This is a genomic window from Demequina capsici, from assembly GCF_032102965.1.
Classification (GTDB): Bacteria; Actinomycetota; Actinomycetes; order Actinomycetales; family Demequinaceae; genus Demequina; species Demequina capsici.
The window spans coordinates 2,388,522-2,415,311 of record NZ_CP134880.1; the positions used below are offsets into that span (position 1 = coordinate 2,388,522).

23 protein-coding genes are annotated in these 26,790 nt (G+C 70.6%); 5 read left to right on the forward strand and 18 right to left on the reverse strand.

Features of this window, described 5'->3' with window-relative positions; genetic code table 11:
- Positions 1 to 5: 5 nt before the first annotated feature.
- Positions 6 to 1,223 (reverse strand): NADP-dependent isocitrate dehydrogenase, encoded by a 1,218-nt coding sequence (locus tag RN607_RS11365; protein WP_313542701.1) that lies wholly within the window; start codon positions 1,221 to 1,223, stop codon positions 6 to 8.
- A 244-nt stretch (positions 1,224 to 1,467) separates the two neighbouring features.
- Here RN607_RS11365 and RN607_RS11370 point away from each other — a divergent pair, with 244 nt between their 5' ends.
- Positions 1,468 to 2,307, forward strand: coding sequence for an aquaporin (locus RN607_RS11370; RefSeq protein ID WP_313542703.1), 840 nt, complete (start codon positions 1,468 to 1,470; stop codon positions 2,305 to 2,307).
- A gap of 72 nt (positions 2,308 to 2,379) precedes the next feature.
- Here the strand turns inward: RN607_RS11370 and RN607_RS11375 are convergent, their stop codons facing one another.
- Genes RN607_RS11375 through purN form a run of 3 tightly spaced genes read right to left on the reverse strand, consistent with a single transcriptional unit; the run spans position 2,380 to position 4,854 of the window.
- A complete protein-coding gene (locus RN607_RS11375) occupies positions 2,380 to 2,652 on the reverse strand; it encodes a DUF3017 domain-containing protein (protein ID WP_313497285.1) in 273 nt (90 codons plus the stop codon).
- Positions 2,653 to 2,658: 6 nt separating this feature from the next.
- The gene (purH, locus tag RN607_RS11380; protein ID WP_313542705.1) at positions 2,659 to 4,218 is read right to left on the reverse strand and encodes a bifunctional phosphoribosylaminoimidazolecarboxamide formyltransferase/IMP cyclohydrolase; all 1,560 of its coding nucleotides are present in this window, start codon (positions 4,216 to 4,218) and stop codon (positions 2,659 to 2,661) included.
- Between the two features lie 9 nt (positions 4,219 to 4,227).
- Positions 4,228 to 4,854, reverse strand: coding sequence for a phosphoribosylglycinamide formyltransferase (gene purN, locus RN607_RS11385; RefSeq protein WP_313545436.1), 627 nt, complete (start codon positions 4,852 to 4,854; stop codon positions 4,228 to 4,230).
- A gap of 61 nt (positions 4,855 to 4,915) precedes the next feature.
- On the opposite strand from purN, the gene RN607_RS11390 reads away from it, so the two are divergent.
- Positions 4,916 to 5,338 carry a hypothetical protein gene (locus RN607_RS11390; protein ID WP_313497288.1) on the forward strand — a complete coding sequence of 141 codons (423 nt, stop codon included), beginning with the start codon at positions 4,916 to 4,918 and terminating at the stop codon, positions 5,336 to 5,338.
- Here RN607_RS11390 and RN607_RS11395 read toward each other — a convergent pair.
- The 9 genes from RN607_RS11395 to RN607_RS11435 all read right to left on the reverse strand — a co-directional run bounded on the left by RN607_RS11395 (position 5,308) and on the right by RN607_RS11435 (position 17,180).
- Positions 5,308 to 6,579 carry a cell division protein PerM gene (locus RN607_RS11395; RefSeq protein WP_313542707.1) on the reverse strand — a complete coding sequence of 424 codons (1,272 nt, stop codon included), beginning with the start codon at positions 6,577 to 6,579 and terminating at the stop codon, positions 5,308 to 5,310. The genes RN607_RS11390 and RN607_RS11395 overlap by 31 nt on opposite strands.
- 113 nt (positions 6,580 to 6,692) lie before the next feature.
- Entirely contained in the window at positions 6,693 to 7,571 is an 879-nt protein-coding gene (gene sucD, locus RN607_RS11400) for a succinate--CoA ligase subunit alpha (RefSeq protein WP_313542709.1), read from the reverse strand.
- A gap of 13 nt (positions 7,572 to 7,584) precedes the next feature.
- On the reverse strand, positions 7,585 to 8,757 hold the full coding sequence (sucC, locus tag RN607_RS11405; protein ID WP_313497294.1) for an ADP-forming succinate--CoA ligase subunit beta: 1,173 nt from the start codon (positions 8,755 to 8,757) through the stop codon (positions 7,585 to 7,587).
- 117 nt (positions 8,758 to 8,874) lie between these two features.
- Positions 8,875 to 9,828, reverse strand: coding sequence for an L-lactate dehydrogenase (locus RN607_RS11410; protein ID WP_313497296.1), 954 nt, complete (start codon positions 9,826 to 9,828; stop codon positions 8,875 to 8,877).
- A gap of 561 nt (positions 9,829 to 10,389) precedes the next feature.
- Positions 10,390 to 12,753: a DNA helicase PcrA gene (gene pcrA / locus RN607_RS11415; protein ID WP_313542711.1), complete on the reverse strand. Its 2,364-nt coding sequence runs from the start codon at positions 12,751 to 12,753 to the stop codon at positions 10,390 to 10,392.
- Between the two features lie 89 nt (positions 12,754 to 12,842).
- A complete protein-coding gene (locus RN607_RS11420) occupies positions 12,843 to 14,039 on the reverse strand; it encodes a GGDEF domain-containing protein (protein ID WP_313542714.1) in 1,197 nt (398 codons plus the stop codon).
- Positions 14,040 to 14,135: 96 nt separating this feature from the next.
- Entirely contained in the window at positions 14,136 to 15,320 is a 1,185-nt protein-coding gene (locus RN607_RS11425; RefSeq protein ID WP_313542716.1) for a GGDEF domain-containing protein, read from the reverse strand.
- A 199-nt stretch (positions 15,321 to 15,519) separates the two neighbouring features.
- Positions 15,520 to 16,170, reverse strand: a complete 651-nt coding sequence (locus RN607_RS11430) for a response regulator (RefSeq protein ID WP_313542718.1) — start codon at positions 16,168 to 16,170, stop codon at positions 15,520 to 15,522.
- Positions 16,167 to 17,180: a sensor histidine kinase gene (locus RN607_RS11435; RefSeq protein ID WP_313542719.1), complete on the reverse strand. Its 1,014-nt coding sequence runs from the start codon at positions 17,178 to 17,180 to the stop codon at positions 16,167 to 16,169. The genes RN607_RS11430 and RN607_RS11435 overlap by 4 nt, the downstream gene beginning before the upstream one ends.
- A 169-nt stretch (positions 17,181 to 17,349) precedes the next feature.
- Between RN607_RS11435 and RN607_RS11440 the strand changes: the two genes are divergently transcribed.
- Positions 17,350 to 18,975 (forward strand): PspC domain-containing protein, encoded by a 1,626-nt coding sequence (locus RN607_RS11440; RefSeq protein ID WP_313542720.1) that lies wholly within the window; start codon positions 17,350 to 17,352, stop codon positions 18,973 to 18,975.
- A 5-nt stretch (positions 18,976 to 18,980) separates the two neighbouring features.
- Positions 18,981 to 19,265, forward strand: coding sequence for a hypothetical protein (locus RN607_RS11445; RefSeq protein WP_313542721.1), 285 nt, complete (start codon positions 18,981 to 18,983; stop codon positions 19,263 to 19,265).
- 73 nt (positions 19,266 to 19,338) lie between these two features.
- Here the strand turns inward: RN607_RS11445 and guaA are convergent, their stop codons facing one another.
- From guaA to RN607_RS11470, 5 genes are all read right to left on the reverse strand, one after another.
- Entirely contained in the window at positions 19,339 to 20,919 is a 1,581-nt protein-coding gene (gene guaA / locus RN607_RS11450) for a glutamine-hydrolyzing GMP synthase (RefSeq protein ID WP_313497310.1), read from the reverse strand.
- The gene (locus RN607_RS11455) at positions 20,916 to 21,290 is read right to left on the reverse strand and encodes a DUF3817 domain-containing protein (RefSeq protein ID WP_313542722.1); all 375 of its coding nucleotides are present in this window, start codon (positions 21,288 to 21,290) and stop codon (positions 20,916 to 20,918) included. Before RN607_RS11455 ends, guaA begins: the two co-directional genes overlap by 4 nt.
- Positions 21,287 to 22,048, reverse strand: coding sequence for an SURF1 family protein (locus RN607_RS11460; RefSeq protein ID WP_313542723.1), 762 nt, complete (start codon positions 22,046 to 22,048; stop codon positions 21,287 to 21,289). Before RN607_RS11460 ends, RN607_RS11455 begins: the two co-directional genes overlap by 4 nt.
- Positions 22,045 to 23,232 (reverse strand): GGDEF domain-containing protein, encoded by a 1,188-nt coding sequence (locus RN607_RS11465; protein WP_313542725.1) that lies wholly within the window; start codon positions 23,230 to 23,232, stop codon positions 22,045 to 22,047. The genes RN607_RS11460 and RN607_RS11465 overlap by 4 nt, the downstream gene beginning before the upstream one ends.
- A gap of 84 nt (positions 23,233 to 23,316) precedes the next feature.
- Positions 23,317 to 24,468: a GGDEF domain-containing protein gene (locus RN607_RS11470; RefSeq protein ID WP_313542726.1), complete on the reverse strand. Its 1,152-nt coding sequence runs from the start codon at positions 24,466 to 24,468 to the stop codon at positions 23,317 to 23,319.
- A 252-nt stretch (positions 24,469 to 24,720) separates the two neighbouring features.
- Between RN607_RS11470 and pta the strand changes: the two genes are divergently transcribed.
- A complete protein-coding gene (gene pta, locus RN607_RS11475) occupies positions 24,721 to 26,790 on the forward strand; it encodes a phosphate acetyltransferase (protein ID WP_313542727.1) in 2,070 nt (689 codons plus the stop codon).

The window sequence follows — 26,790 nt, forward strand, 5'->3', positions numbered from 1 at the left end:
CGAGCCTAGGCCAGGCGCGCCGCGAGGTTCTCGTCGAGCGTGGCGAGGAACTCCTCGGTGGTCTGCCACTCCTGGTCGGGACCGACCAGCAGCGCCAGGTCCTTGGTCATCGCGCCCGCCTCGACGGACTTGATGATGACGTCCTCGAGAGTCTGTGCAAAGCCGGTGACCTCGGGGGTGCCGTCCAGCTTGCCACGGTGCTTGAGCCCGCCGGTCCACGCGAAGATCGACGCGATCGGGTTGGTCGACGTGGGCTTGCCGGCCTGGTGCTGGCGATAGTGGCGGGTCACGGTGCCGTGCGCGGCCTCCGCCTCGACGGTCTGGCCGTCCGGCGTCATGAGGACCGACGTCATGAGGCCGAGCGATCCGAAGCCCTGCGCCACCGTGTCGGACTGGACGTCGCCGTCGTAGTTCTTGCAGGCCCAGACGTAGCCGCCCTCCCACTTCATGGCGGCGGCGACCATGTCGTCGATCAGGCGGTGCTCGTAGGTGAGGCCCGCGGCGTCGTACTGCGCCTTGTACTCCTTGTCGAACACGTCCGCGAAGATGTCCTTGAACGCACCGTCGTACGCCTTGAGGATCGTGTTCTTCGTGGAGAGGTAGACGGGGTAGCCGCGCTGCAGGCCGTAGGCGAACGACGCGCGGGCGAAGTCCTCGATGGACCTGTTGAAGTTGTACATCCCCATGGCCACGCCGCCGTCCTCGCCATAGTTGGCGACGACGTGCTCGATCGGCTCGGAGCCGTCCTCCGGCGTGAACGTGATGGTGACCTTGCCGGCGCCCGGAACCTTGAAGTTGGTGGCCTTGTACTGGTCGCCGTGCGCATGACGGCCGATGACGATCGGCTTGGTCCAACCCGGCACCAGGCGCGGGATGTTGGAGATGATGATCGGCTCGCGGAACACGACGCCGCCCAGGATGTTGCGGATCGTGCCGTTCGGCGACACGTACATGCGCTTGAGGCCGAACTCCTCGACGCGTGCCTCGTCCGGCGTGATCGTGGCGCACTTCACGCCGACGCCGTGCTGCTTGATGGCGTTCGCGGCGTCGATGGTGATCTGGTCATCGGTCGCGTCGCGCGACTCGATTCCGAGGTCGTAGTACTCCAGGTCGATGTCGAGGTACGGGTGGATCAGACGGTCCTTGATGAACTGCCAGATGATCCGCGTCATCTCGTCGCCGTCGAGCTCGACGACCTTGCCTTCGACCTTGATCTTCGCCATGCGATGTCCTCACGCGTTCTTCGAATCGGTGACCCCAGGCTAGTCCACGAGTCCCATAGCGCACAGCCCGGCGCCGCGCCCGTGTCCAGGGACCAGCGTCCCGATCGTGGGTCGCATGGGCACGCGCCGGCCCCGACACCCCAGAACGCGCGGTCGCGAGTCATCGCGCGCCGCCGGTCCCCGCCTGCCAAGATCGAGGAGGACGCGCGCCCGCGCGCCCGGCGGAGCACGAAGGGGAGCACACATGACCGAGCAGGACACCAGCCCGTGGGGCGACGAGCCCGTCGTCGTCGCCGACGAGGCGATCGTGGTGCAGACATCCGGGCCGTCGCTCCTGGCGCGCAGCGCCGCCGAGGCGGGGGGCACGTTCATCCTCGTGTTCATGGGAGTGGGCGCCGCCCTGTTCTCCGGCGTGCTCCAGTGGGGCGCCCTCGCTGTGCCGTTCGGGTTCGCGCTCGGCGTGATCATCGCCGCGCTGATCTTCGGCGGCATCTCCGGCGCCCACCTGAACCCTGCGGTGACGTTCGGCGTCTGGATCGCAGGCCGGTTCCCTGGGCGTGACGTCGCGCCGTACATCGTCGCGCAGGTGATCGGCGCCAGCGCGGCCGCCGGCATGTTCTCCCTGCTCGTGGCGAACAACGCGCTCTACGACCAGCTGGGCACCACGCGCGCCTTCATCAGCGGCGCCTCCAACGGGTACGGCGAGCACTCCCCCACGCAGTTCGGCATCCTCTCGGCCGCGCTCATCGAGATCGTCATCGCCGCGCTGCTGGTGAGCGTCGTGCTGTCCGTGACGTCGGTCACGAACAAGGCCGGCGCCGCCCTCGCACCGTTCGGCATCGGCCTCACCGTCGGCTTCCTCGTTCTCATCGCCATCCCGTTCACCAACGGCGCGCTCAACCCGGCACGCGCCACGGGCACCGCCATCTGGTCCGACATCTGGGCGCTGCAGCAGGTGTGGCTGTTCTGGGCCGCCCCGCTGATCGGCGGCGCTGTCGCCGGCGTGCTGTTCCGTGCGCTCGGTCCCAAGCAGGACCTGCTGCGCTACGCGGTCATGGAGACGATCGTCGTCGTCGAGGACTGACGTCCACAGACCCCACGCATGCGAAGAGGGCCGGTCACCATGCGGTGACCGGCCCTCCTCGCACCGCGGCAGTCAGCCGAGCGGTGCGGTCAGGCCCAGGAACGTCAGCCCTGCGGCGAACGCGACCATCATCCCGACGTCGATCGCCCGCCGCCGTACGGAGAACGCCCGGTCGACCGGCAGGACGACGCGCGCCACGGCTCCCGCGACGCAGGCCGCCGCCATGAGCAGCACGGCGAGGCGGGGCCCGACCACCAGCGCAAGCGCAACCGCGACCGCCATGCCGATCAGCGTGGCGACCGCGACCGGTTCGGACGTCTGCGGAGTGTCAGGCACCTGGGACATCGCGGCTCAATGGAAGAAGTGCCGGGTACCGGTATGGAACAGGGCTATCCCCGCGGACTGGGCGGCCTCGATCACCTCGGCGTCGCGGACCGACCCTCCGGGCGAGACGACCGCCGTGACCCCGGCATCGATCAGCACCTGCAGTCCGTCGGCGAACGGGAAGAACGCGTCCGAGGCGGCGACGGAGCCGCGCGCCCTGTCCTCACCGGCGCGCTCCACGGCAAGGCGGCACGAGTCGACACGGTTCACCTGCCCCATGCCGATGCCGACGGCCGCGCCGTCCTTGGCCAGCAGGATCGCGTTGGACTTCACGGCGCGGCACGACCTCCACGCGAAGACGAGGTCGGCGAGCAGCTCGGGCGCCACCGGGCCGCCCGCGACCTGCTCCCACGCGGTGGGGTCGTCCCCAGGCGCGTCGATCCGGTCGGTCGCCTGCACCAGCAGACCGCCCGTGATGCGCCGCCACTCGTGCGCCAGCGGCGCCGGGTCCAGCTTGAGCAGGCGGATGTTCTTCTTCTTGGTGAGGATGTCGAGCGCCGCGGGCTCGAAGCCAGGCGCGACCACCACCTCGGTGAAGATGTCCTTGATCTGGTTCGCGGCCTCGACCGTGATCGTGTCGTTGGCTGCGATCACTCCGCCGTAGGCCGACACGGGATCGGTGGCGTGGGCGCGCCGGTGCGCCTCGGCGATGTCCCTGCCCACCGCGATGCCGCACGGGTTCGCATGCTTGATGACCGCGACCGCGATGCCGTCGTGGTCGTAGGCGGCGCGCACGGCGGCGTCGGCGTCCACGTAGTTGTTGAAGCTCATCTCCTTGCCGTGCAGCTGCTCGGCCTGCGCCAGCCCGCCCGCGACCAGCGGATCCCGGTACACGGCCGCGCTCTGGTGCGGGTTCTCGCCGTATCGCAACGAGCCGAGCCGCTCGAAGGAGGCGGCGATCCAGCCCGGGTTGCCGGCGTCGTCCGCGTCGGGGGCGACCACGCTGCCCATCCACGACGCGACGTGGATGTCGTACTCCGCGGTGTGCCGGAACGCCTTCGCCGCGAACGCCTGGCGCTGGGCGAGCGTGAATCCCCCGCCGGCCACCGCGTCGGCCGCGTCGGCGTAGTCGGCCGGGTCCACCACCACGGCGACGGACGCGTGGTTCTTCGCTGCGGCGCGGACCATCGAGGGACCGCCGATGTCGATCTGCTCGATCGTGTCGTCCTGCGACGCACCGGACGCGACGGTCTGGACGAACGGGTAGAGGTTCACGACCACCAGGTCGAAGGGCTCGATGTCGAGCTCCGAGAGCTGGGCACGGTGGTCCGCGAGACGACGGTCCGCCAGGATCCCCGCGTGGATGCGCGGATGGAGCGTCTTCACGCGACCGTCCAGGCACTCGGGGAATCCCGTGACCTGGTCCACCGGCGTGACCGCCAGACCGGCGTCGGCGATGCGCTTGGCGGTCGATCCCGTCGACACGATCTCGACACCCGCACCGACCAGCGCCTTCGCGAGCTCCTCGAGCCCGGTCTTGTCGTAGACCGAGATCAGCGCCCTGCGCACGTCCTGGCGGTCCGTCATCATGACTCCTCAATCCTCATGTCGTGGCTGCCCGAGCGTCGCCACCCGGCCGTTCAAGGTCCAACCGTCGCGCACCATCCGCCCGACCGTGTTGACGACCAGGCCGCGCTCGATCGCCTTGATCCGCGTGTGCAGCGACTCCTCGCTGTCATTGTCCCGCACGTCCACCGCGGCCTGCGCCAGGATGGGGCCGGTATCCACACCCTCGTCGACGAGCATCACGGTGCACCCGGTCACCTTCGCGCCACCCGCGAGCGCGTCCCTCACCGCATGAGCGCCCGGGTACGACGGCAGCAGCGCCGGATGCGTGTTGACGATCCTTCCGGGCCACCGGCTCAGGACCGGCGCGCCCAGCAGCCGCATGAACCCCGCGCACACCAGCAGGTCGGGATCGAACGACGCGATGGTCCGCGCGAGCGCCTCATCCCACGTGCGCCGATCGGGGAAGTCGCCGGGACGGACCACCGCCGTGGGGATCCGCGCCTCCTCCGCGATCGCCAGCGCACCCACCTCGGCGCGGTCCGACACGACAGCCGCCACGCGGGCGCCGAAGGCCTCGTCGGCCACCGCGTCGAGCAGCGCCTGCATCACCGAGCCCGTGCCTGACACGAGCACGACGAGCCGTTGCGGGGACATCCGGTTTGTCACAGGGCGAGCCTATCGGCATGCTGGAGGCCCTGACGAAGCGAGGAGCACCGTGCCCGACCCGAACCCTGCAGCACAGCCGCCGCAGACTCCCGCGCAGCGCTGGTCGCGCGCGCTCAGCGTGCTCGTGCTCGGCCTCGCGCTGCTGCTGCTTCTCGGATTCCCGTGGACTCTCGGAGCGCTCGTGCTGGGGCCGGTGACGATCGTCGCGGGGATCATCGCGCTCACGTCTCGCGGCGCCGCGGATCTGCGGGGCTGGAGCCGCGCGAACGCGATCGTCGGCGTGGTGCTCGGCGGCCTCTCCGCGATGTCCGCTGCGGGCATGCTGCTGCTGTTCCAGCCGCTCAACGACCTCGCGTCGTGCAACTCGCGGGCGATCACGAACTCCGCGCGGCAGCAGTGCCAGACGGACTTCGACCAGGCCTACCAGGACCTGCTGCACCGCTACGGGGTGGAGCTGCCCTCGGCGGGCTGAGCCTCCTGCGAGCGCTCGTCGTCCGAAGCCGGGCGCGCGGGCTCCTCCAGCCCAGGCTCGGTGTCCCGCCGCCGCGGGTCGGTGCCGCGCAAGCGCGCCACGAGAGCCGCGGTCGCACCCACCGTCACGTACCCCAGCGCAAGAAGGCCCGCGACCGCGCCCGCCACGGCCCACACCTCGGGCCCGACGTGCGAGAGGCGTCCGGGCCCTGCCGCGCCCGACGCGAGCGCGGCGAGGACTGCGACGAGCACGAACGTGAGGAGCGTCGCCGTGGCCGCAGCCACCGCGTCGTCCCTCCACGACCACAGCCTGCGGCGCAACGCCACCCGCACGAGCACGCCGACCGCGACCAGCAGCAGCGGGGTCCACAGGAGCAGCCCGCCCGCGCCTTGAGGAAGCGCCCCGAGCAGCGGCAGCTCCGGAAGCGCCCCGGCGGTCGTGCTCCCCGGCGAGTACAGGCTGCCGTCCCCCACGGAGAAGCCGACGCCGGACACCCAGGCGAGCATCCACACGACTAGCGTGGGCAGGTACAGCAGCTGGCCGACGGCCAGGACCGCGTTGCCCACCACGCCCGCGTCCAGCGCCGTCGCCGTGTCCGCGATCGCGTGAGCGCCCTCGAGCGTCGAGGCCACCCCTGCGACCGCCGCGATCCCCAGCCCCGCGGCGATCGATGCGAACGCTGCGCGGATCCCTGTGCGCACTGCGGGCGGGATGCGGTCGACGACGTCGATCGTGAGGCCGTGCGCACGCACTCGCCCGATGACGGCGCCAGGCGCCGCCACGACCAGACCGCCGATCACGGCACGCGCGGTGGATCCGGACGCGTCGTCAGCGCCGGCCCACGCGAACGACGCCGCGAATCCCGCGAGCACGGCGAACGTCACCGACGCGAGCAGCGCGGCCGCCCAGGAGCGCATCAGGAAACGCTGGGCGGTGGCGATCACGATCAGCAGCGTCACGATCGTCAGCCCGAGCGGCACGAGCGAGAACAAGCCCGCAGACGTCGCGACCGGCACGCCGAGGCCCAGGAGCCACAGCCGCGTCGCGACGGGGAACGCCGACCCCCAGTCGATGGCGCTACCGGTGTCAGGCGAGGCTGCGAGCGCGGCAAGGGTCGGCGCGACGACGATCAGCAGCGACGCGGCAGCGGCGACCGCTCCGGTGACGAGCCCGCTCGCCCACACGGGAAGCTCCCCCGCCAGCGTGCGGGGGGCGCGCGGCGCGACGGTCGGAGCTGTCATGGGGTCCATGGTCACCCGATCCGGACTCGATGCGGCGCACCGACGCGCGTCGCCCGCATGACGACGGCCCGCATCCCGTGGCAGGGATGCGGGCCGTCGCGCGACCGGCGCTGCTAGCTGAGGAGCTCGCGCATGAGGCGCGCCGTCTCGGACGGCGTCTTGCCGACCTTGACGCCGGCGGCCTCGAGCGCCTCCTTCTTGGCCTGGGCGGTGCCCGCCGAGCCGGAGACGATCGCGCCCGCGTGGCCCATCGTCTTGCCCTCGGGCGCCTCGAAGCCCGCGACGTAGCCGACCACGGGCTTGGTGACGTGCTCCTTGATGTAGGCCGCTGCACGCTCCTCGGCGTCGCCGCCGATCTCGCCGATCATGACGATCGCGTCCGTGTCTGGGTCGTTCTGGAACGCCTCGAGGCAGTCGATGTGGGTGGTGCCGACGATCGGGTCGCCGCCGATGCCGACCGCGGTGGAGAAGCCGATGTCGCGCAGCTCGAACAGCATCTGATAGGTCAGCGTGCCCGACTTGGACACGAGGCCGATGCGGCCGGGACCGGTGATCGTGGCCGGCGTGATGCCCACGTTCGACTCGCCGGGGGTGATGAGACCCGGGCAGTTCGGGCCGATCAGGCGCGTGCCCTTGGACTGCGCGTACGCGAAGAACTCCGCGGTGTCCGCTACGGGCACGCCCTCGGTGATGATCACGACGAGCGGCATGCCGGCGTCGACGGCCTCGAGCACGGCCGACTTGGTGAACGGCGGCGGCACGAAGAGCACCGACACATCCGCTCCTGTGGCCTCCATCGCCTCCGCGACGGTCCCGTACACGGGGACCAGCACGTCGCCGGGGAACTCGACCTCGGCACCGGCCTTGCGCGGGTTCACGCCGCCGACGATGTTGGTGCCGGAGGCGAGCATGCGCTGCGTGTGCTTCATGCCCTCCGAGCCGGTCATGCCCTGGACGATGACCTTGGAGTCCTTGGTGAGGAAGATCGCCATGTCTCAAGTCTCCTTACGCTGCCGTGGCGGCGAGCTCGGCGGCCTTGGCCGCGGCGCCGTCCATGGTCTCGACGATGGTCACGAGCGGGTGGTTCGCGGCCGCGAGGATCGCGCGCCCCTCGTCCACCGCGTTTCCGTCCAGGCGGACGACGAGCGGCTTGCTGGCCTCGTCCCCGAGCGCCTGCAGCGCGCCGACGATGCCGTCGGCCACCGCGACGCACGAGGTGATGCCGCCGAAGACGTTGACGAACACGCTCTTGACCTGCGGGTCGTGGAGGATCACGTCGAGCCCGTTGGCCATCACCTCCGCGGACGCGCCGCCGCCGATGTCGAGGAAGTTCGCGGGCTTGACGCCGCCGAACTGCTCGCCTGCGTACGCGACGACGTCGAGCGTCGACATGACGAGGCCTGCACCGTTGCCGATGATGCCGACCGAGCCGTCGAGCTTCACGTAGTTGAGGTTCATGTGCTTGGCCTTGGCCTCGAGCGGGTCCGCTGCGGCCTTGTCCTCGAGCGCGGCGTGGTCGTCGTGCCGGAACGACGCGTTGTCGTCCAGGGTGACCTTGCCGTCGAGCGCGATGATGTCGCCTGCGGCCGTGAGCACCAGCGGGTTGACCTCCACCAGCGTCGCGTCCTCCTGGTCGTAGACCGTCCACAGGCTCTCGATGACCGCGGCGACCTTGTCCGCGAGCTCGTCGGGGAACCCTGCCTCGGCGACGATCTGGGCGGCCTTCGCGGCATCGACGCCCACCAGCGGGTCGATGGCGACCCGCGCGAGCGCCTCCGGCTTCTCGACCGCGAGCTGCTCGATCTCCATGCCGCCCTCGACGGAGCACATCGCCAGGTAACGGCGCTCGGCGCGGTCGAGCAGGATCGAGATGTAGAACTCCTGCTCGATGAACGCGCCCGCAGCGATCATCACCTTGTGGACCGTGTGGCCCTTGATGTCCATCCCGAGGATCTCCGTGGCCGCCGCGTGCGCCGCGTCGGGCGAATGGACGACGCGCACGCCGCCCACCTTCCCGCGGCCACCGGTCTTCACCTGGGCCTTGACGACGACGGTGCCGCCTCCCAGCTGCTCTGCCGCGGCCTTCGCCTCGTCGGGGGTGGAGGCCACGATGCCAGGGAGCACAGGGACCCCGTGCTTCTCGAAGACATCGCGGGCCTGGTACTCGTACAGGTCCATCGTTGGTCCTTTGCGGTCGGTGACGCCGGATCACGGCGGTGGGGTTCGACGGGGACAGCCTAGCCCGGGACGAAGGTCCGCCCGCAAGCCCCGATGGCGTGCCGTCGCGCAGGTGGCTCAGGCGACGCCGAACTGCTCCGCTGTCTCCCGGATGGATCGCGCCGACGCCTCGAGCGCCGCCTTCTCGGCGGCGTCCATGGGCGTGGTGGCGTGGTGCTCGATGCCGTTGCGGCCGATCACGGCGGGCAGCGACATGCAGACCTCCCCGACGCCCGGGTAGTCGATCAGCGTGGAGACCGGCATGATGCGCCGCTGGTCGCCCAGCACGGCCTCGACGATGCGCGCACCCGCGGCGCCGACCGCGTAGTTGGTGGCGCCCTTGCCCTCGATGATCGTGTAGGCGGAGCGCATCACGTCATGGTGGATCCGCTCGCACACCTCCGCCGTCATGACGACCTCGCCGTCGCGTCCGCGCCACTCGGTGAGCGGCTGGCCGCCGATGGTCGCGGACGACCACAGCGCGACCTCGGAATCGCCGTGCTCGCCCGCGATGTAGGCGTGGACGTTGCCCACTGCGACGTCGCACTCGGCGGCGATCTGGTGGCGCAGGCGCGAGGTGTCGAGAGCCGTGCCGGAGCCGAACATCTGCGCGGGGTCCATGCCGGACTTCTTGAGCGCGGCGAAGGTGACGACGTCCACCGGGTTCGTCACGAGGATGTAGATGGCGTCGGGCGCGGCCTTGAGCAGAGGCGGCAGCACCTTGTCCATGAGCGAGATCGTGGCGCCCGCGAGCTCCATGCGCGACTGCCCCGGCTGCTGCTTCGCGCCGGCCGTGATGACCACCACGTCGGAGCCCTCGACGACCTCCACCTCGTTGGAGCCGAGCACGGTCGCCTCAGGCATGAACTGGATGCCCTGGGCGAGGTCCAGAGCCTCCGCCTCGACCTTCGCCTTGTTGATGTCGTACAGGGCGACGGTACGCGCGAATCCGCGCATCAGCCCTGCGTAGGCGAGGGTCGAGCCGACCGCGCCGGCGCCGACGATCGAGACCTTGGACGTCCTGGTTTCCACTGTTCCTCCGTGGGTTCGGGTCTGCGAAGAGCCTACTCGGAACGTGGGCCCAAGGTCCCCCAGGCGACAGGGGAGCACGGCGGCGCTGCCTCCGCCGCCGCTCTCCCCGTCGGGGTGCACCAGTGTCGCTTTCCGGGGTTCGCTGCATCTGACGGGTTAGTGAGTGTCGGATCCGAGGCGCCCGCGCATCTGACGGGTAAGTGAGTGTCGGATCCGAGGCGCCCGCGCATCTGACGCGTAAGTGAGTGTCGGGCGTCGCGGTCGCGCGACCCCGCTCGCGCGGCGGACGGATCGACTCTTCCGGCGACACTGGCCCACCCCTCAGACGCCGCGACGGCTCAGAACCGACACTGAGCCACCCGAACAGCTGTGACGGCTCAGAACCGACACTGGCACACCCCTCAGATGCTGCGACCGCTCAGAACCGACACTGGCCCACCCCTCAGATGCTGCGGCCGCTCAGAACCGACACTGAGCCACCCGAACAGCGGCGGGTGGCGGCGGGTGGCGCAGGCCGGCCATCAGACAGGCGGCTGAACGCAACCGGGTGCCTCGAGAGGGTCAGAGCTTCTCGAGGTTGTTGAATCGCAGCACGAGCCGCTTGACCTCCGAGCCGAAGTCGACCTTCGCCACGGCGTTGCGTCCGGAGCCCTCGGTGCCGACCACCTTGCCCATGCCGAACTTGTCGTGCAGCACGCGGTCGCCCACCTCGAAGCCGATGTCGCCGCCGCCGGAGCCCGGAGGGCTGGGCGGGACCCGACGGGTGCTGACCGCGCCCGCCCGCGAGTACGAGTTGCCGTCGGCACGGTCCTGGCTGCCGCCGTACCCCATGCCCGACCACGAGCCGGAGCGTGACGTGCCGCGGTCGGAGCGGGCGCGCAGGGAGGCCATGGACGCCTCGGAGCGCTTCCACTCCATGAGCTCGGCGGGGATCTCCTCGACGAAGCGTGAGGCGCCGAAGTACTGCGGCGCGCCCCAGCTGGAGCGGACCTCCGCGCGCGTGAGGTAGAGGCGCTGGCGAGCGCGGGTCAGGCCCACGTACGCGAGGCGCCGTTCCTCCTCCATGTCCTTGAGCTGCCCGGACTCGATCGACCGCATGTGGGGGAACGTGCCGTCCTCCATGCCGGTGAGGAACACGACCGGGAACTCGAGTCCCTTGGCCGTGTGCAGCGTCATGAGCGTCACGACACCCCCGGTGCCGTCCGCGTCGGGCACCTGGTCGGCGTCGGCGACGAGCGCCACCTTCTCGAGGAAGTCCGTGAGCGTGCCCTCGGGGTTCTCCTCGGAGAACTCTCGACCCACGGCCACGAGCTCCATGATGTTCTCGATCCGGCTGGCATCCTGCGGGTCGTCGGAGGAGCGCAGCGTGGCGAGCATGCCGGAGCGGTCGGCGATCGCGTCGAGCGTGCCCGCAGGGCCGTTGTCCTCGGCGAGCGAGCGGAGGTCGTCCATGAGCGCCACGAAGTCCTGGATGGCCCTCAGCGAACGAGTAGCGAGGCCCGCCTCGTCCGCCTTGCGCAGCGCCGCGCCGAAGCTGATCGGAGCGACGGCGTTCGCCCGCTGGAGGATCGCGATCGAGTCCACCGCAGCGTCGCCGATGCCGCGCTTGGGGGTGTTGATGACGCGCCGCATCGCGATGTCGTCGTCCTCGTTCACGACAGCCGCCAGGTAGGCGAGCATGTCCTTGATCTCCTTGCGCTCGTAGAAGCGCGTGCCGCCGATCACCTTGTACGGGATGTCGGCGCGCATGAAGCGCTCCTCGAGCGCGCGGGACTGCGCGTTCGCGCGGTACATGATCGCCACGTCGGATGGTTCGACGCCGTCCTCACGCATGAGCCGGGAGATCTCGTCGGCGACGAACTTGGCCTCGTCCTGCTCGGAGTCGCCGGAGAAGCCGACGATGCGCGCACCCGCGCCCGCATCGGTCCACAGGTTCTTGGGGCGCCGACCCTCGTTGTTCGCGATCACCGAGTTCGCGGCCGTGAGGATGGTCTGCGTGGAGCGGTAGTTCTGCTCGAGGTGCACGATGTGCGCCGCCGGGTAGTCCTTCTCGAACTCCAGGATGTTGCGGATCGTGGCGCCGCGGAAGGCGTAGATGGACTGGTCGGCGTCACCGACGACGGTGAGCTCGCCGGTGTCCCCCACGAGCTCGCGCACCAGCACGTACTGCGCGTGGTTGGTGTCCTGATACTCGTCGACGAGCACGTGGCGGAAGCGCCCGCGGTACTCGGCGACGATCTCCGGGTGGTCCTGCATGAGGTGCACGGTCTTGACGATGATGTCGTCGAAGTCGACGGCGTGGGCGGCCTCGAGCCGACGCTGGTAGGGCCCGTACGCGGTCGCGGCCGCGTGGTCCAGGCTGTAGCGGCTGGCGCCCTCGGCGGCAGCGAGCGCCTGCTGCGGGCTGATCAGCTCGTCCTTGAACGTGCCGATGCGGCCCAGGATCGCCTTGGGCGTGAACTTCTTGGGGTCGAGGTCCAGCTCCTTCATGACGAGCTTCATGAGGTTGGCGGAGTCGGCGGTGTCGTAGATCGAGAACGACGAGCGCAGGCCCGCCGCCTCGTGGTGCGCGCGCAGGATCCTCACGCACGCCGAATGGAAGGTGGAGACCCACATGTGGCGGGCCTCGGGCCCGACGAGGGCGGCGACCCTCTCGCGCATCTCTCCTGCGGCCTTGTTGGTGAAGGTGATCGCCAGGATCTCATGCGGGCGGGCGCGACCGGATTCGAGCAGGTGGGCGATCCGATGGGTGAGCACGCGGGTCTTGCCGGAGCCTGCGCCCGCGATGATCAGCAGGGCGTGGCCCTCGTGGAGCACCGCCTCGGCCTGAGGCGGGTTCAGCCCCTCGACGAGCGCCGACTGCGTGGGCTCGGCCGGCGTCGGGGTGGGGTCGGCAGGGTCGGTGAGATCGAAGAGCGCATCCATGACCGGGCCAGTCTAGGTGCAGCGACCGACGCGCGGGACCGGCTCCGACGGGCGCTCGGGAGCGTTCGGGCGCACGCTCTCCCCTCGCCTCAGATCAGGGGATCCTGAGGGGTGCGGCCGTCGACGGAGCGGTCGTACTGGTGGAGGACGACGACGCGGTTGCGGCCCGCCTCCTTCGCCTGGTAGAGCGCCTCGTCGGCGGCCGTCAGGCAGTCGTGCGGCGTGCGGGCGGGCCTTGCGCGCGCTGCTCCGATGGACACGGTGACGGAGCTGTCGCGGCCCTCGCACCCGAACCAGGTGTTCTCGATGCGGCGCCGGACCCGTTCGAGCAGCGCCTCGAGCTCGGACGGAAGGATGCGGGAGATCACGACCACGAACTCGTCCCCGCCCCAGCGGCTGACGACGTCCATGTCGCGGAACGAGTCCGCGAGCACCTCGGCGACCGACGCGATGGCGGCGTCGCCGCAGTCGTGGCCGAAGGCGTCGTTCACGTCCTTGAAGTTGTCCAGGTCGAGCACGGCGATCGCGTAGTCGAACCTGCTCTCGCGCTCGAGCTCGGTGAGGCGTTCGACGACGGGCCGCCTGTTCACGAGTCCGGTGAGCGGGTCCGTGGACGCCTGCAGCTCGCCGTAGCGCGCGGTGCCTTCGAGGATGCGCCGCGCGGCGTTGAAGCGCATCTGGAGCATCAGCACGGCGACGAGCACGGCGGAGACGGTGAGGAGGTTGTTCCAGAGCGAGACCGTGTGCATGCGGGCGTCGGACAGCCCCGGCGTCACGAGCGCGTCGGAGGTGAGGAACTGCAGCGCGACGAACATGCCTGCGATGACGAGCGTGAGCACGGCGCGCACCAGGCGAGGCGCCTCGAAGAGGAGCACGAAGACGGCGAGGCCGAGGCCGAACAGCTGCAGGTCGAACGACGCGTCGCCTGAGAACCCGACGTCCAGCGCCACGACGAGCGCCAGGTTGCTGAGGATCACGACCACGCCCGAGACGGTCACCGGGAGCCGGAACGTCAGGCCGAGCGCGGTGACGAGGAGTCCGACGCCGATCGCGCACAGGATCGCGAGCGCCGGCGCCCCGTTGCGCACCGACAGCACGAAGGCGCCGATCGCGGTGAGCACGGAGTAGAGGATGTACCCGCGCGCGAAGTCCAAGGTCCGGGTGCGGTCGAGCCGCTCGAGCGACCGTGCCTGGGCAGGCGACAGCGCCACGGGGTGCGAGTCCGGTTCGCGGCGCCTGTTGAGCGCCCCCCACGCGCGAAGCTCAGGAATCGAGCGGCTGTCCATCCCTCCACGGTATTGCCAGGTGCCTTGCATGGATAGGGTCTGGCCGCTCGGACCGTCCGGCTTGCCCCACGGTGTACGTTACTAATCTCGATAATGTTATGGATTCTCGACGACGCGCGCACGAGCAGCCACCTCGGGACACTCCTCCGCCTCCAGGACGACCACCTGATCGCGGCCCTGCTCCTTCGCCCGGTAGAGCGCGCGATCCGCCGCGGCGATCACCTCGTCCGGAGTGCTCCCCGGGAGGCCCATGGCCGCACCGATGGACACGGTGACGCCGGCTCCGTCCATCCCGCTCACGGCGGCGTCAGTCTTCACCGCGTTCCGAAGGCGTTCGAGGATCGGCTCCACGTCCCCTCTCTGGACGCCCCCGAGCACCACCAGGAACTCGTCCCCGCCCCAGCGGCTCACCATGTCGGAGTCGCGGAACAGGCCCGACATCGTGGCGGCCACATGCTGGATCAGCGCGTCGCCCACGTCGTGGCCCAACCCGTCGTTGATCGTCTTGAACTCGTCCACATCCACGACGGCGATCGCATACCCCACCGCTGAGCCCGCCGCCAGCCTCTCCAGGCGCTCGATGACCGGCCGCCGGTTGTACAGACCCGTGAGCTCATCCGTCGACGCACGCAGCTCGGCATACCGGGCCATGCCGGTCAGGATCCGGCGATCGGTGCGGAATCGGAACTGCATGAGCGCCACGTCCGCCGCGATATGGCTCGCCATGGCCAGCCTGATCCCCGCCTGAGCGTCACGGTTGAGCTCGCTGTCGAGCGGCACGAGGCCGGTGCCGGGCGCGATGGCGAACTCGACATACAGGAACGCCCCCAGCGCGAAGAGTCCCATCACGAGCCGGGCGAGGTCCTGCTCGGGCCGCAGCAGCACGAACGCCGCGAACAGGAGACCGATGATCAGCAGATGGATCTGGGCGTCCGCGAAGATCGTGACGGCGTAGACGACCACCGCTATCGTCCCGACGAAGAAGATCGCCATCGTCGCGAACCGCGGCCGGCCACGCACCGCGGCGACGAGCAGCCCGGCGTTGACCACGTTCAGCAGGGCCGTCCCGGCGACCAGCAGCGCGTGATGGGGCAGACCCGCCAGCGTGTCGACGAACCAGAGCATCACGAGGCTCGCGGCGAGCGCGGACCCGAGATATGCGATCGCCACGCGCGCGAGCGCCTGCTCCTGAGCGTCCTGGAGGCCCGCCGCCTCGTCTGGGGACAGCGGGTCATCGTCGGCCCCACGAGGGAACCACCAACGCAGCCCACGTCGCACCACGCGCCATCTCCCTCAGCCGGCAACGATCGGGGCGCCCTGCGCACCCGTCCACAGAGGGATCGTCCATCAAGCCACCGATTCAATGAAAAGGAGGCTCGATCGGGCAGCCGATCCGGGCCTACCCGGCGCGCCCCTGCTCGGGATGTGACGCGCGCCACCGTCGGCACGGGGGTGACGTGCGACACACCCCGCCCTCCCGTCAGACGATGCGACGCGTCGCCGCCCAGTGCGCCAGCTCGTGGCGGCTGGTGAGCTGCAGCTTGTGCAGCACCTTGCCCACATGCGTCTCGACCGTCTTGATCGAGATGAAGAGCTTCTCCCCCACCTCTCGGTAGGTGTAGCCGCGTGCGATGAGACGCATCACCTCCTGCTCGCGGGCGGTGAGCTTGTCCAGGTCCTCGTCCACCGACGCGACCTCGCCGCCCGCAGCGTTGAACGCGTCGAGCACGAAGCCTGCCAGGCGCGGGGAGAACACCGCGTCGCCCGACGCGACCCGTCGCACCGCGTCGGAGAGGTCCGGCCCCGAGATGGACTTGGTGACGTACCCGCGTGCGCCCGCCCGCACCACGGCGACGACGTCCTCCGCCGCGTCGGACACCGACAGGGCGAGCACCCGCGGCGGCTCCGGGTCGTGCAGCACCTCGGCCAGCACGTCCAGCGCTCCGCCGCCCGTGCCGCCAGGCAGGTGCACGTCCAGGATCACCACCTGCGGCCTGGCCTGACGGATCGCGGCGATCGCGGACTCCACGTCCCGCCCCTCCCCGACCACCTCGATGTCGTCCTCGAGGGACTCACGGACGCCGACCCTGATCACATCGTGATCGTCGACGATGACGACGCTGGTGCTCATCGCTCCTCCTTGCGCGGAATGGTGATGGTGACCTCGGTGCGACCCCCGGGAGCCGACGCGACCACCGCGTCGCCCCCGTGCCTGCGGGTGCGGCCGACGATCGAGTTGCGGATCCCGGCACGATCCGCCGGGACGAGGGAAGGGTCGAAGCCGGGGCCCGAGTCGCGGACGAAGATCTCATACCGGTCCGCGGTGAGCTCCGCGTACACGCTGATGGGCTCGTGCCCGTGCCGCGCCGCGTTCTGGACGGCCTCCTTCGCCGCACGCACGCCCGCCCGCAGCGCCTCGCTGGTGCGCGCGTCACCCACGCTCACCACGTCGACCGCGACCCCGTGTGCGTCCTCGACCTCCGAGACCGCCCGCTGCAACGCCGTCGCCACCGAATCCTCGACGCTGCGTCGCTCCTGGTAGAGATAGGCACGCAGATCCCGTTCCTGGGCCCGCGCGAGCCTCGCCACCGCGTCGGGATCATCCGCCTTCGCCCGGATCAGGGTCAGCGTCTGCAGCACCGAATCGTGCAGATGAGCGGCGATCTCCGCCCGCTCGAACTCCCTGACCCGACGCTCCCGCTCCACGCCCACCTGACGGATCAGCCTCAGCCACCACGGCGCGAGGATCAGCGCCAGCGCCACCACGATCACGATCGGCATGAGGACGGCGCGCAGCAGCGGATCGTCGGTGAAGCGCCACTGCGCGAACCACACGAGCGTCACGATCCCCAGCACCAGTCCCAGGACGACGCGCACCCACGCGTCCTTGGAGAACAGCGCCACGACGTCAGGCCTGCGAGCGTCGCCCTGCACCGCCGTCTCCAACGGGCTCCACACGAGCACCAGCGCGGCCGCGAAGGCCAGCCCCGGGACCACCCACCCCGACGCGGCACCCCACCCCAGCCTGCGTGCCAGCAGCGCCAGCGAGGTCGCGAGCATCAGCCCGCCGAGCGCCATCAGCCACCACCGCGACTGCGGCGCACGGCGGCGCAGCGGGCTGGCGAGGCGCTGATCGGTCACCTGCTCATCGTGGCAGAGCGCACCCCGAGACGTCGTCCCCCTGGTGGCCGACGCGGGACGCACCGATGCCGCCGCAAGATCAGGGGCACGATCAGGGGGATACCCAATAGCCCCCGCCGCGCTCCCCGCTGGACGATGGACCCAGACATCGGACCGCGAGGGAGCAGACATGACACAGCCGACAGACGGAGGGACGACGCACGAGGCGGCGTTCTTCACGACCATCCGTTCGTGGGGCCTCACCCGGGGCGACCACGGGATCGTCGGAGGCGTGATCGAGGGCGTCGGCGAACGGATCGGGCTCGCCCGCGTGCCCGCGCGCCTCCTCTTCATCGTCATCGCGATCTTCACCCAGGGCTTCGCCGCGCTCGCCTACGCCGCAGGCTGGGCGCTGCTGCCCGACCGACGCGGCAACATCATCATCCAGAACTTCGGCCGCGGCGTCACGAACGTGGGCGCCCTGATCGGCATCGCGGTGCTCACGCTGTTCGGCCTCGGCAACTTCAAGGCGACCGTGCCATGGACGTGGGACATCTGGCCGTCGTCTGGCGGATGGGGCATCGGTCGCGCGATCGCCACGATCTGGACCCTTGCCATCCTTGCCGGAGCGGCCTGGCTCGTGATCCACCTCGTGCGGAGGAACCGAGCGACACCTCCTGACGGCACGCCGAGCTGGACGGCTCCGACCGACGCCGCCACCCCCGCGCAGCCCACCGCGGCGACACCGGCGGCCCCGGCGGATGCCGCACCCGTCTACGCGGCGCTGCCGGGCGAGGCGGGTCCAGGCGCGACCGGCGACTCGCGCGCACGCGCGGCACACCAGGGAACGGCCTGGCAGACGCAGCAGGACGGCGCGGCAGGGAACGCCGCGAACCATGCCGCAGCTGAGGCCCAGCAACGCGCATGGGAGGCGCAGGCCCAGGCACGTGCCCGCGCCGCCGCGCGGCGAGCCAACCGCGTCCCGGGCCCCGGCGCCGCCGCGTACCTGACCGCGCTCTCCTGGCTCATCCTCTCCGGCGTCGGCGTGTGGATCGCCAGCCGCAACGACCTGCTCGCCGTCCACCCGGTGGTGGCATGGCCCGTGGCCGTCCTCATCGGCTGGGGCGTGATCCTCATCGCCGTCTCGCTGGCAGGCCGCAGGCTCGGCTTCCTCGGCGTCCTCACCGTGCTCGGCATCCTCCCCGTGCTCGCGATCGGCGCCGGCGCCGACCAGCTCCGCGTCGCATGGACGGAGAGCCGCTCGGCAGTGATCTCGCAGCCTGATGGCGAGGCGATCGCCCACGCTGTCGAGAGCTGGATCCAGGCCAACGTCGACCCGGAGTTCACGCTCGGCGAGACCGGCGGCAACGTGACCGCAGAGGCGACACCCGCCACCGGCGACACCACGGTGTCCGACCCCGGCGCCTGGTTCACCGACTATCAGTCCGTGCTCCTGCGAGGAGCCTGCTACGAGCCGGCGGCCGACACGTGGCCCGGTGCGGACGAGACGGTGTCGCTCGGCTCGGTCACCGCGGACCGCACCATCGACATCACGGCGGAGACGACCGCGCTCACGATCCCCTCCGGCACGCATGTCGTCCTGGAGGCTGACGGGAACGCCTGGGCGACGGTCGCCTGGCTGGATCGCGGCCTCGCCTGCTACTTCGAGGACTCGGACACCACGTACGTCGACCTCCAGAACGACCCCGACGCACCGACCCTCACGCTCGTCGTCCACGACGACCAGTACGCCAACACGATCCTCATCACCGAGACGCCCGTCCCGGCGTCGTCTTCCACGGAGGTCCAGGAATGAGCCCCATGCTTCCCCGCCGCAGTCCCGCGCAACGCCTCGGCTGGGCGACCGTCCCTGCCGCCTGCTCGACGGTCGGCGTGCTCGTCGCCTACCGGCTGTCGGGCTATGAGATCGACCTGGAGCTGATCGCGATCGTCGCGCTCGCCGCGCTCGGCGTCTGGTTCCTCATCACCGCGGCGCTCGCGGGGCGCCGTGACCGCGCCGCCGAGGCGGCCATGGCGGACCCGATGGCGGCCTATGCCGCGACGGCGCCCGCCGTCGACACGCCCGACGAGCCGCGCACCCCGTAGCCCTCCGCCGTCCCCGCACGAGGAAGGGGCGCCGCCCGCTGGTCTCCCAGCGGACGGCGCCCCTTCGGCACGTCTACTCCCACTCGATGGTGCCCGGCGGCTTGCTCGTGACGTCGAGCACCACGCGGTTCACCTCCGCCACCTCGTTGGTGATGCGGTTCGAGATGTGCGCCAGGACCTCGTACGGCACGCGGCTCCAGTCGGCCGTCATCGCGTCCTCGGAGGACACGGGACGCAGCACGATCGGGTGACCGTAGGTGCGGCCGTCGCCCTGGACGCCCACCGAACGGACGTCGGCGAGCAGCACCACGGGGCACTGCCAGATGTCCTGGTCCAGTCCCGCCTTCGTGAGCTCCTCGCGCGCGATCGCGTCGGCGGCGCGGAGGATCTCCAGGCGCTCCCACGTGACCTCGCCGATGATGCGGATGCCGAGGCCCGGTCCAGGGAACGGCTGGCGGCCGACGATCTCCTCGGGGATGCCGAGCTCGCGACCGACCGCGCGAACCTCGTCCTTGAACAGGGTCCGCAGCGGCTCGACGAGCGAGAACTGCAGGTCGTCAGGCAGACCGCCGACGTTGTGGTGGCTCTTGATGTTCGCCGCACCCTCGCCGCCGCCGGACTCGACGACGTCGGGGTACAGCGTGCCCTGGACGAGGAACTCGACGGCCTCGCCATGGGCGCCCGCCTCCTCGACCACCTGGCGCGCGGCGTCCTCGAACACGCGGATGAACTCGCGACCGATGATCTTGCGCTTCGTCTCAGGGTCGCTCACTCCCGCGAGCGCGGTGAGGAACCGCTCCTTCTCGTCACGGATGATGAGCCGCACCCCGGTCGAGGCGACGAAGTCCTTCTCGATCTGCTCCACCTCGCCCGCACGCATCAGCCCGTGGTCCACGTGGATGCAGGTGAGCTGGTCGCCGACGGCCTTCTGCACGATCGCGGCGGCGACCGCGGAGTCGACCCCGCCCGACAGCGCGCAGATGACGCGCTTGCTGCCCACCTGCGCGCGGATCCGCTCGACCTGCTCGTCGATCACGTTCTCGCTGGTCCAGTCGGGCTGGAGCCCCGCGACGCGGTACAGGAAGTTCTCGATGGCGGCCTGGCCGAGCGGCGAGTGCTTCACCTCGGGGTGCCACTGCACGCCGCACAGCTGCGCGTCGAGGTTCTCGAAGGCCGCCACCGGTGCGCCCTCCGTCGTCGCGAGGACGGTGAAGCCCTCGGGCGCCTCATGCACCGAGTCGCCGTGGCTCATCCAGACCTCCTGGGTCTGGGGGCTGCCGGACAGGGCCGCGCCCGCGTCGGCCACGTGCGCCTGCGTGCGGCCGTACTCGCGCAGGCCGGTCTTCGCGACCGTGCCGCCGAGCGCCTTCGCCATGACCTGGAAGCCGTAGCAGATGCCCATGACGGGCACACCGGCGGACAGCAGCCTCGCCTCGTCGTCCAGGTGGGGCGCGCCGTCCTCGTAGACGGACGACGGACCGCCGGACAGGATGATCGCCGCCGGGTCCTTCTCGAGCATCCGCGCCACCGACATGGTGTGCGGCACGATCTCCGAGTAGACGCTCGCCTCGCGCACGCGTCGCGCGATCAGCTGCGCGTACTGCGCACCGAAGTCGACAACCAGTACAGGGCGGTGCTGGGTGGGGTTCGTCACGGGTTCACACTACCGGCGACCTCGCGGGCGATGCGGCGCTCCGCGAAGAAGGAGAGGGTCGGGACCACGCCACCGGCAGCCATGTAGATCAGGCGCGGGATGGACCAGCGCATGCGCATCCACAGCATCACCACGGTGACCAGGTAGACCATGAAGACCCAGCCATGGACGATCGCGACTGCCGTGAAGAACGTGTCCACGGGCCCATCGGTCAGCCCGAACGCGTAGCGGATCAGCCCCAGGAAGACGGTCAGGAGCAGCGTCCCTGTGATGATCGCCATCACCTTGTATCGCCTCAGGTCCCCCGCCAGCCTGGGGTCCATGCCCGCTCCTGAGGCCTCTGCGGTGGGCTCGACAGCCGGATCGGTCACTGGTCCTCCTGGGGTCCGGGGTTCGCGCCCTCGGCGGGTCGCACCCGCCCATTGTCACGCATCCACCGCAGCGCGATGAACGCCGCGAACCCGCCGAACACCCACCACTCGACGGCGTAGGCCGCGTTGCGGAAGTTCGTCTCGTGCGTGGGCGCGAGCGGCGGCAGCGGCTCCCAGCCGTCGGCGCCGTCGTAGGACACGAGCACCGCGGAGTACAGGGGCCCAGGCCACTCCTGGGCCAGCATGGACGTGGCGACCGCGCCGATCACCGTCGCCTCGACCTCCGAGCCGGTACTGGCGGGAGCGGACGACTCGGACGCCCGCAGATAGCCCTCCAGCTCGACATCGCCCGACGGCATCGCGACCGATGGCGCCGCGTCGGCATCCGCCCAGCCCACGATCACCGCCAGCGTGGCAGGCTGCCCGGTGCCGGTCGCGTCGGCGTCGACCGTGAACGCCCTCACCAGCAGCTGAGCAGGCCGCCCCTCGACCTCACGGCCGGTCACCACGAACGGCTCCGCATCGGCCCACGTCCCGTCGACGACGACCTGCCGCCCGACCTCGGCGCCCGATCTGTCGCCAGGCTGCACCAGCTCGCTCAGCGGCACCGCAGGGTCGGGCACCACCGTCGCGCCGTTCTCGTGAGCGCGCGTCCACTGCCACCACCCGAGCCCCGCCGTGATCGCCATCGCGGCCACCATGATCAGGCTCGCCAGCGCGAGGGCGCCCCACCGCAGACGGCCCTGCGCAGCGGTCATGCGCCCACGCCGCGCATGGGCGGCACCACCCGGCGCGCGCGCAGGTGCGCCTGCAGCGTGCGGTCGGCGTCGGAGCCTGGAGCGAGGTCATGGATGGCGCGGGTGCGCACCTGGTTGCGGCCCCCCGCCTTCGCCTCGTACAGGGCATCGTCGGCGCGCTTGATGACCCGGTGGCTCATCTCGTCCTCGAGCCCGTCCGCGAGACCCACGGAGATCTGGATCTCGTGCGAGTGGCCGGCGCACGGCACCACGTGGTCGGCGACCACCCGGCGCACCCGCTCCATCATCGCCACCGCGTCCTCGATCCCCACCGACGGCATCACGAAGATGAACTCCTCGCCGCCCCATCGCCCGATCGTGTCCGAGACGCGCAGCTGCTCCCGCAGCCTCCGCCCGACGGTGGCGAGCACCCGGTCACCGCACTGGTGGCCGAACGTGTCGTTGAGGCGCTTGAAGTGATCCAGGTCCGCGATCGCCAGGCAGTACGCGCCCGAGCCCGGCCGCGCGAGGTCCTCCAGCACGTCCAGCACCGGACGCCGGTTCGGCAGGCCCGTCAGCGGGTCGGTGTTCGCCAGGTACTCCGCGCGCATCGTGGCGTCCGCCGCCTGCTTCCAGGCCTGCGCCGCCCGCACGTGGGTGGTGATCGCGAGCGACGTGGTGAGGACCGCGGTGAGGACCGCGTTGAGCGTGAACATCACGGACAGCGACGCCTCAGACACGTCCACGAACGCACGCGAGCTGGGCAGCAGGAACTGGCATCCGACGAACACGATGGCGGCGCCCGCGCCGAACAGCCAGCGCAGCACCCACTGCTCATCCGTGAACACCAGGATCGCGAGGGCTCCGCCGGAGATGAGGTAGAGGTGGACGCCCGACTCCCATCCCAGGTAGCGGGTCGACACGACGATCTGGACGATCACGAGCGTGAGGACCAGCAGCGCGCCCTGCAGCTGCCGACCGCGGCGCACCAGCACCACGCCGCCCAGCAGCGCCAGCATGCACACGAGGTCGACGCCGATCAGACCCGCGAGCGCGTGCCGGTCGTAGACGAGGAACACCGCGGAGTATCCGGCCGCGAGCGCCGCGGCGAGCACCATCACCGCCTGGATCGTGCGGGCGGGTCCACCGAGGTAGCCCTGGCGGACCGCGAGCGCACCGCTCGTGGGGGGTGCCTCAGCACTCATGCGGACCAGGCTCCTCCATCGCGGGGACAGCGGGGCCGGGCTCCCCGCGACGGCACCACCCTACGTCGCGCGTCGCGCGCCACGCTATACCCCCGGCGTGGGCGCGGGAGCGACGACGGGCTCCTTCAGCGCGACCCCGCGGACCGTGTTGCGCCCCTCGCGCTTCGCCTCGTAGAGCTGCGCGTCCGCCAGCCGGAGCGCAGCATCCACCGATCCCGGGCGGTCCACGCGCACCACGCCTGCGGAGATCGTCACGTGCTCGGTCTGGCCGTCCACCGTGAAGTCGTGATCTACCGCGGCGCGCGCCCGCTCCAGCGCGGACAGCGCCCCTGGCAGGCCGGCCGCCAGGATGATCACCAGGAACTCCTCGCCGCCCCACCGCGCGATGGCCGCATGCGCGGGCAGCGAGTCGCGCAGGAGCCGGGCCACGTCGCCGAGCACCTCGTCACCGGCCTGATGGCCCAGACGGTCGTTGACCACCTTGAAGCGGTCCACATCGACGATCGCCAGCGCGTAGTCGCCCGTCACCTGGGCCGACTGCAGCTCGGGCTCGATGCCGCGCCGGTTGTACAGGCCGGTCAGCATGTCCGTGACGGCGAGCGAATGCGCCTCCTGGAGCAGCAGGGCGTTGCGGCGTCGCTCGTGCTGGAAGTAGCCGTGGTTGAAGAGGCCGACAAGGAAGAGGAACGCCGCGACCAGCACCAGGTTGTACGTCGCGACGGCCGGGATCCACCAGCCGGGCAGGTCGACGCGCGGGACGTCCGTGGCGGGCACCATCACGAGGATCGACGCCGCGAGCACGCCGAGACCGGAGGTCAGGAGCCCCCAGCGCCAACGTCCCGGCAGGAACACGATGTACACGAGGCCGCCCACCAGCACCATCTGGAGCTCGAACCGCGCGTCGGACGAGAACAGGATCGCCAGGTAGGCGAACTGGATGAGCGGCACGACGACGCCGAGCGTGTTGGCGAGCGCGTGGAGGCCCCTGCCGGTCACGAAGATCGCGACCAGCCACGTCGTCACCATCGCCACGTGGGAGATCGCCGGCGCCAGCGTCTGCGGCCAGGCGGCCACCGCGATGAGGACCGCGACGGGCGTCTGCATGAGCGCCGACAGCAGGAAGACGTGGTTGGCGCCTTGGATGACCCGCGCCTGTCCCGAGGGTGCCGTGGCGACGCCGGTGTTGCTGACGCGCGAGAACCACTCGCCCGCCCGCATGACAGCGTGCGCAACCATCGCGTGCACCCCCAGACTCCGGCCCGACGCGAAAGGGCCGACTCGACGCCCCCTCAGCGAGACGTCCTGGCTCCGGAGTCTAGGACGCGGGGCGGACGGCGACCAGGGAGCGTCGCCCACATCACAGCACAGGCACGGATCCGCACCTCAGAAATGACGTGAACGCATACAACCTGGACGAACGCGTTCGCGCGGGACCTTGGGCCCGAAGTCGCAGTTCGGCACTTCTGAACACGTGCCATGCTTGAAGTCGTGTCTAGATCCATCTACATCGCGTCCTCTGAGGGCGACACCGGAAAGTCCACCATCGCCCTGGGCATCACCGCGATGCTCTCCCGCACCGTCGGCCGAGTCGGGATCTTCCGTCCCGTGGCTCGGGTGGCCGACGGCTCCGACTACGTCCTGCAGCTCCTCCTCGGCCACGACGGCGTCGACCAGACGTACGAGGAGTCGATCGGCGTCACGTACGACGACGTCCACGCGAACCCCGACGCGGCGCTCGCCACGATCGTGCAGCGGTACCACGACATCGCGCGCAAGTCCGACGCGGTCGTGATCGTCGGCACCGACTACACCGACGTCTCCGCGGCAGCCGAGTTCGAGTTCAACGCCCGCATCGCCGCGAACCTGGGCGCGCCCGTCGCGCTCGTGGTGCGTGGGATGGGCCGCAAGCCGTCCGAGATCGCGCAGGTGATCGACGGCGCGCGCAAGGAGATGGTGAACAACCACGCCCACGTGGCCGCCGTCTTCGCCAACCGCTGCGAGCCCGCGGACATCGCGGAGATCGCGGGCCTGCTGCCCGAGGGCCTCGTGGGCGGTGCGCTGCCTGAGGACCCGCTGCTCGTGGCGCCGTCGCTCGCGTCGCTCATCACCGCCGTCGACGGCACCGTCATCTCGGGCTCCCCGGAGCTCATGTCCCGCGAGGTCAGCACGATCGTCGTGGGCGCCATGAGCCCCGAGCACCTGCTGGGCCGCCTCAGCGAGGGCGCCGTCGTCGTCACGCCCGGCGACCGCTCCGACACCCTCCTCGCGCTCCTCACGGCGCACGCCGCGGGCGGCTTCCCCGCCCTGTCAGGCGTGATCCTCAACGGCGGCTTCGAGCCTGCCGAGCCGATCCGCCGCCTCATCGACGGCCTCGGGTCGTCGCTCCCGATCGCCACCACGGCGCTCGGCACCTACGACACCGCGAGCACGTGCTGGGCCACGCGCGGCCGCCTCTCCCGTGAGTCGCAGCTGAAGGTCGACACGGCGCTCAGCATGTTCGAGTCGCACGTGGACACGGAGGCGCTCACGCGTCTGCTCGACGTCGCGAAGACCGACGTCATCACGCCGCTCATGTTCGAGAACCGCCTGCTGGACCGCGCCCGCGGCAGCATGAAGCACATCGTGCTTCCTGAGGGCGGCGACGACCGCATCCTCCGCGCGGCCTCGACGCTCCTGCGCCGCAACGTGGTCGAGCTGACGATCCTGGGCGACGAGGCGGCGATCCGTGCGCGCGGCGCCGAGCTGGGCCTCGACCTCGACAAGGCGAGCATCATCTCGCCTCACGACGAGGAGTACGTGTCGCGGTACGCGGACAAGTACTACGAGATGCGCAAGCACAAGGGCGCGACCATGGACGTCGCGCGCGACCGGGTCCAGGACGTGAGCTACTTCGGCACCATGATGGTCCAGGAGGGCGACGCCGACGGCATGGTCTCCGGCGCCGCTCACACCACGGCGCACACCATCACCCCGTCGTTCCAGATCATCAAGACGGTCCCCGGCACCTCGGTCGTGTCGTCGGTCTTCCTGATGTGCCTGGCCGACCGTGTGCTCGTCTACGGGGACTGCGCGGTGAACCCCGACCCGACAGCGGCAGAGCTGGCGGACATCGCCATCTCCTCGGCCGCGACGGCGGAGCAGTTCGGCATCGACCCGAAGATCGCCATGCTGTCCTACTCGACGGGCGAATCCGGCAAGGGCTCGGACGTCGACAAGGTCCGCGAGGCGACCGCGATCGTGAAGGAGCGCCGCCCCGACCTCCTGGTCGAGGGCCCCATCCAGTACGACGCGGCGGTCGACCCGTCGGTCGCGGCCTCGAAGGCCCCGGGCTCCCCCGTGGCCGGCCAGGCGACCGTGCTGGTGTTCCCCGACCTCAACACCGGCAACAATACGTACAAGGCTGTGCAGCGTTCCGCCGGCGCCGTGGCCATCGGCCCGGTCCTGCAGGGACTTCGCAAGCCCGTCAACGACCTCTCCAGGGGCGCCCTGGTGCAGGACATCGTCAACACGGTGGCCATCACGGCCATCCAGGCACAGCAGATCAACTCGGAAGGCTGA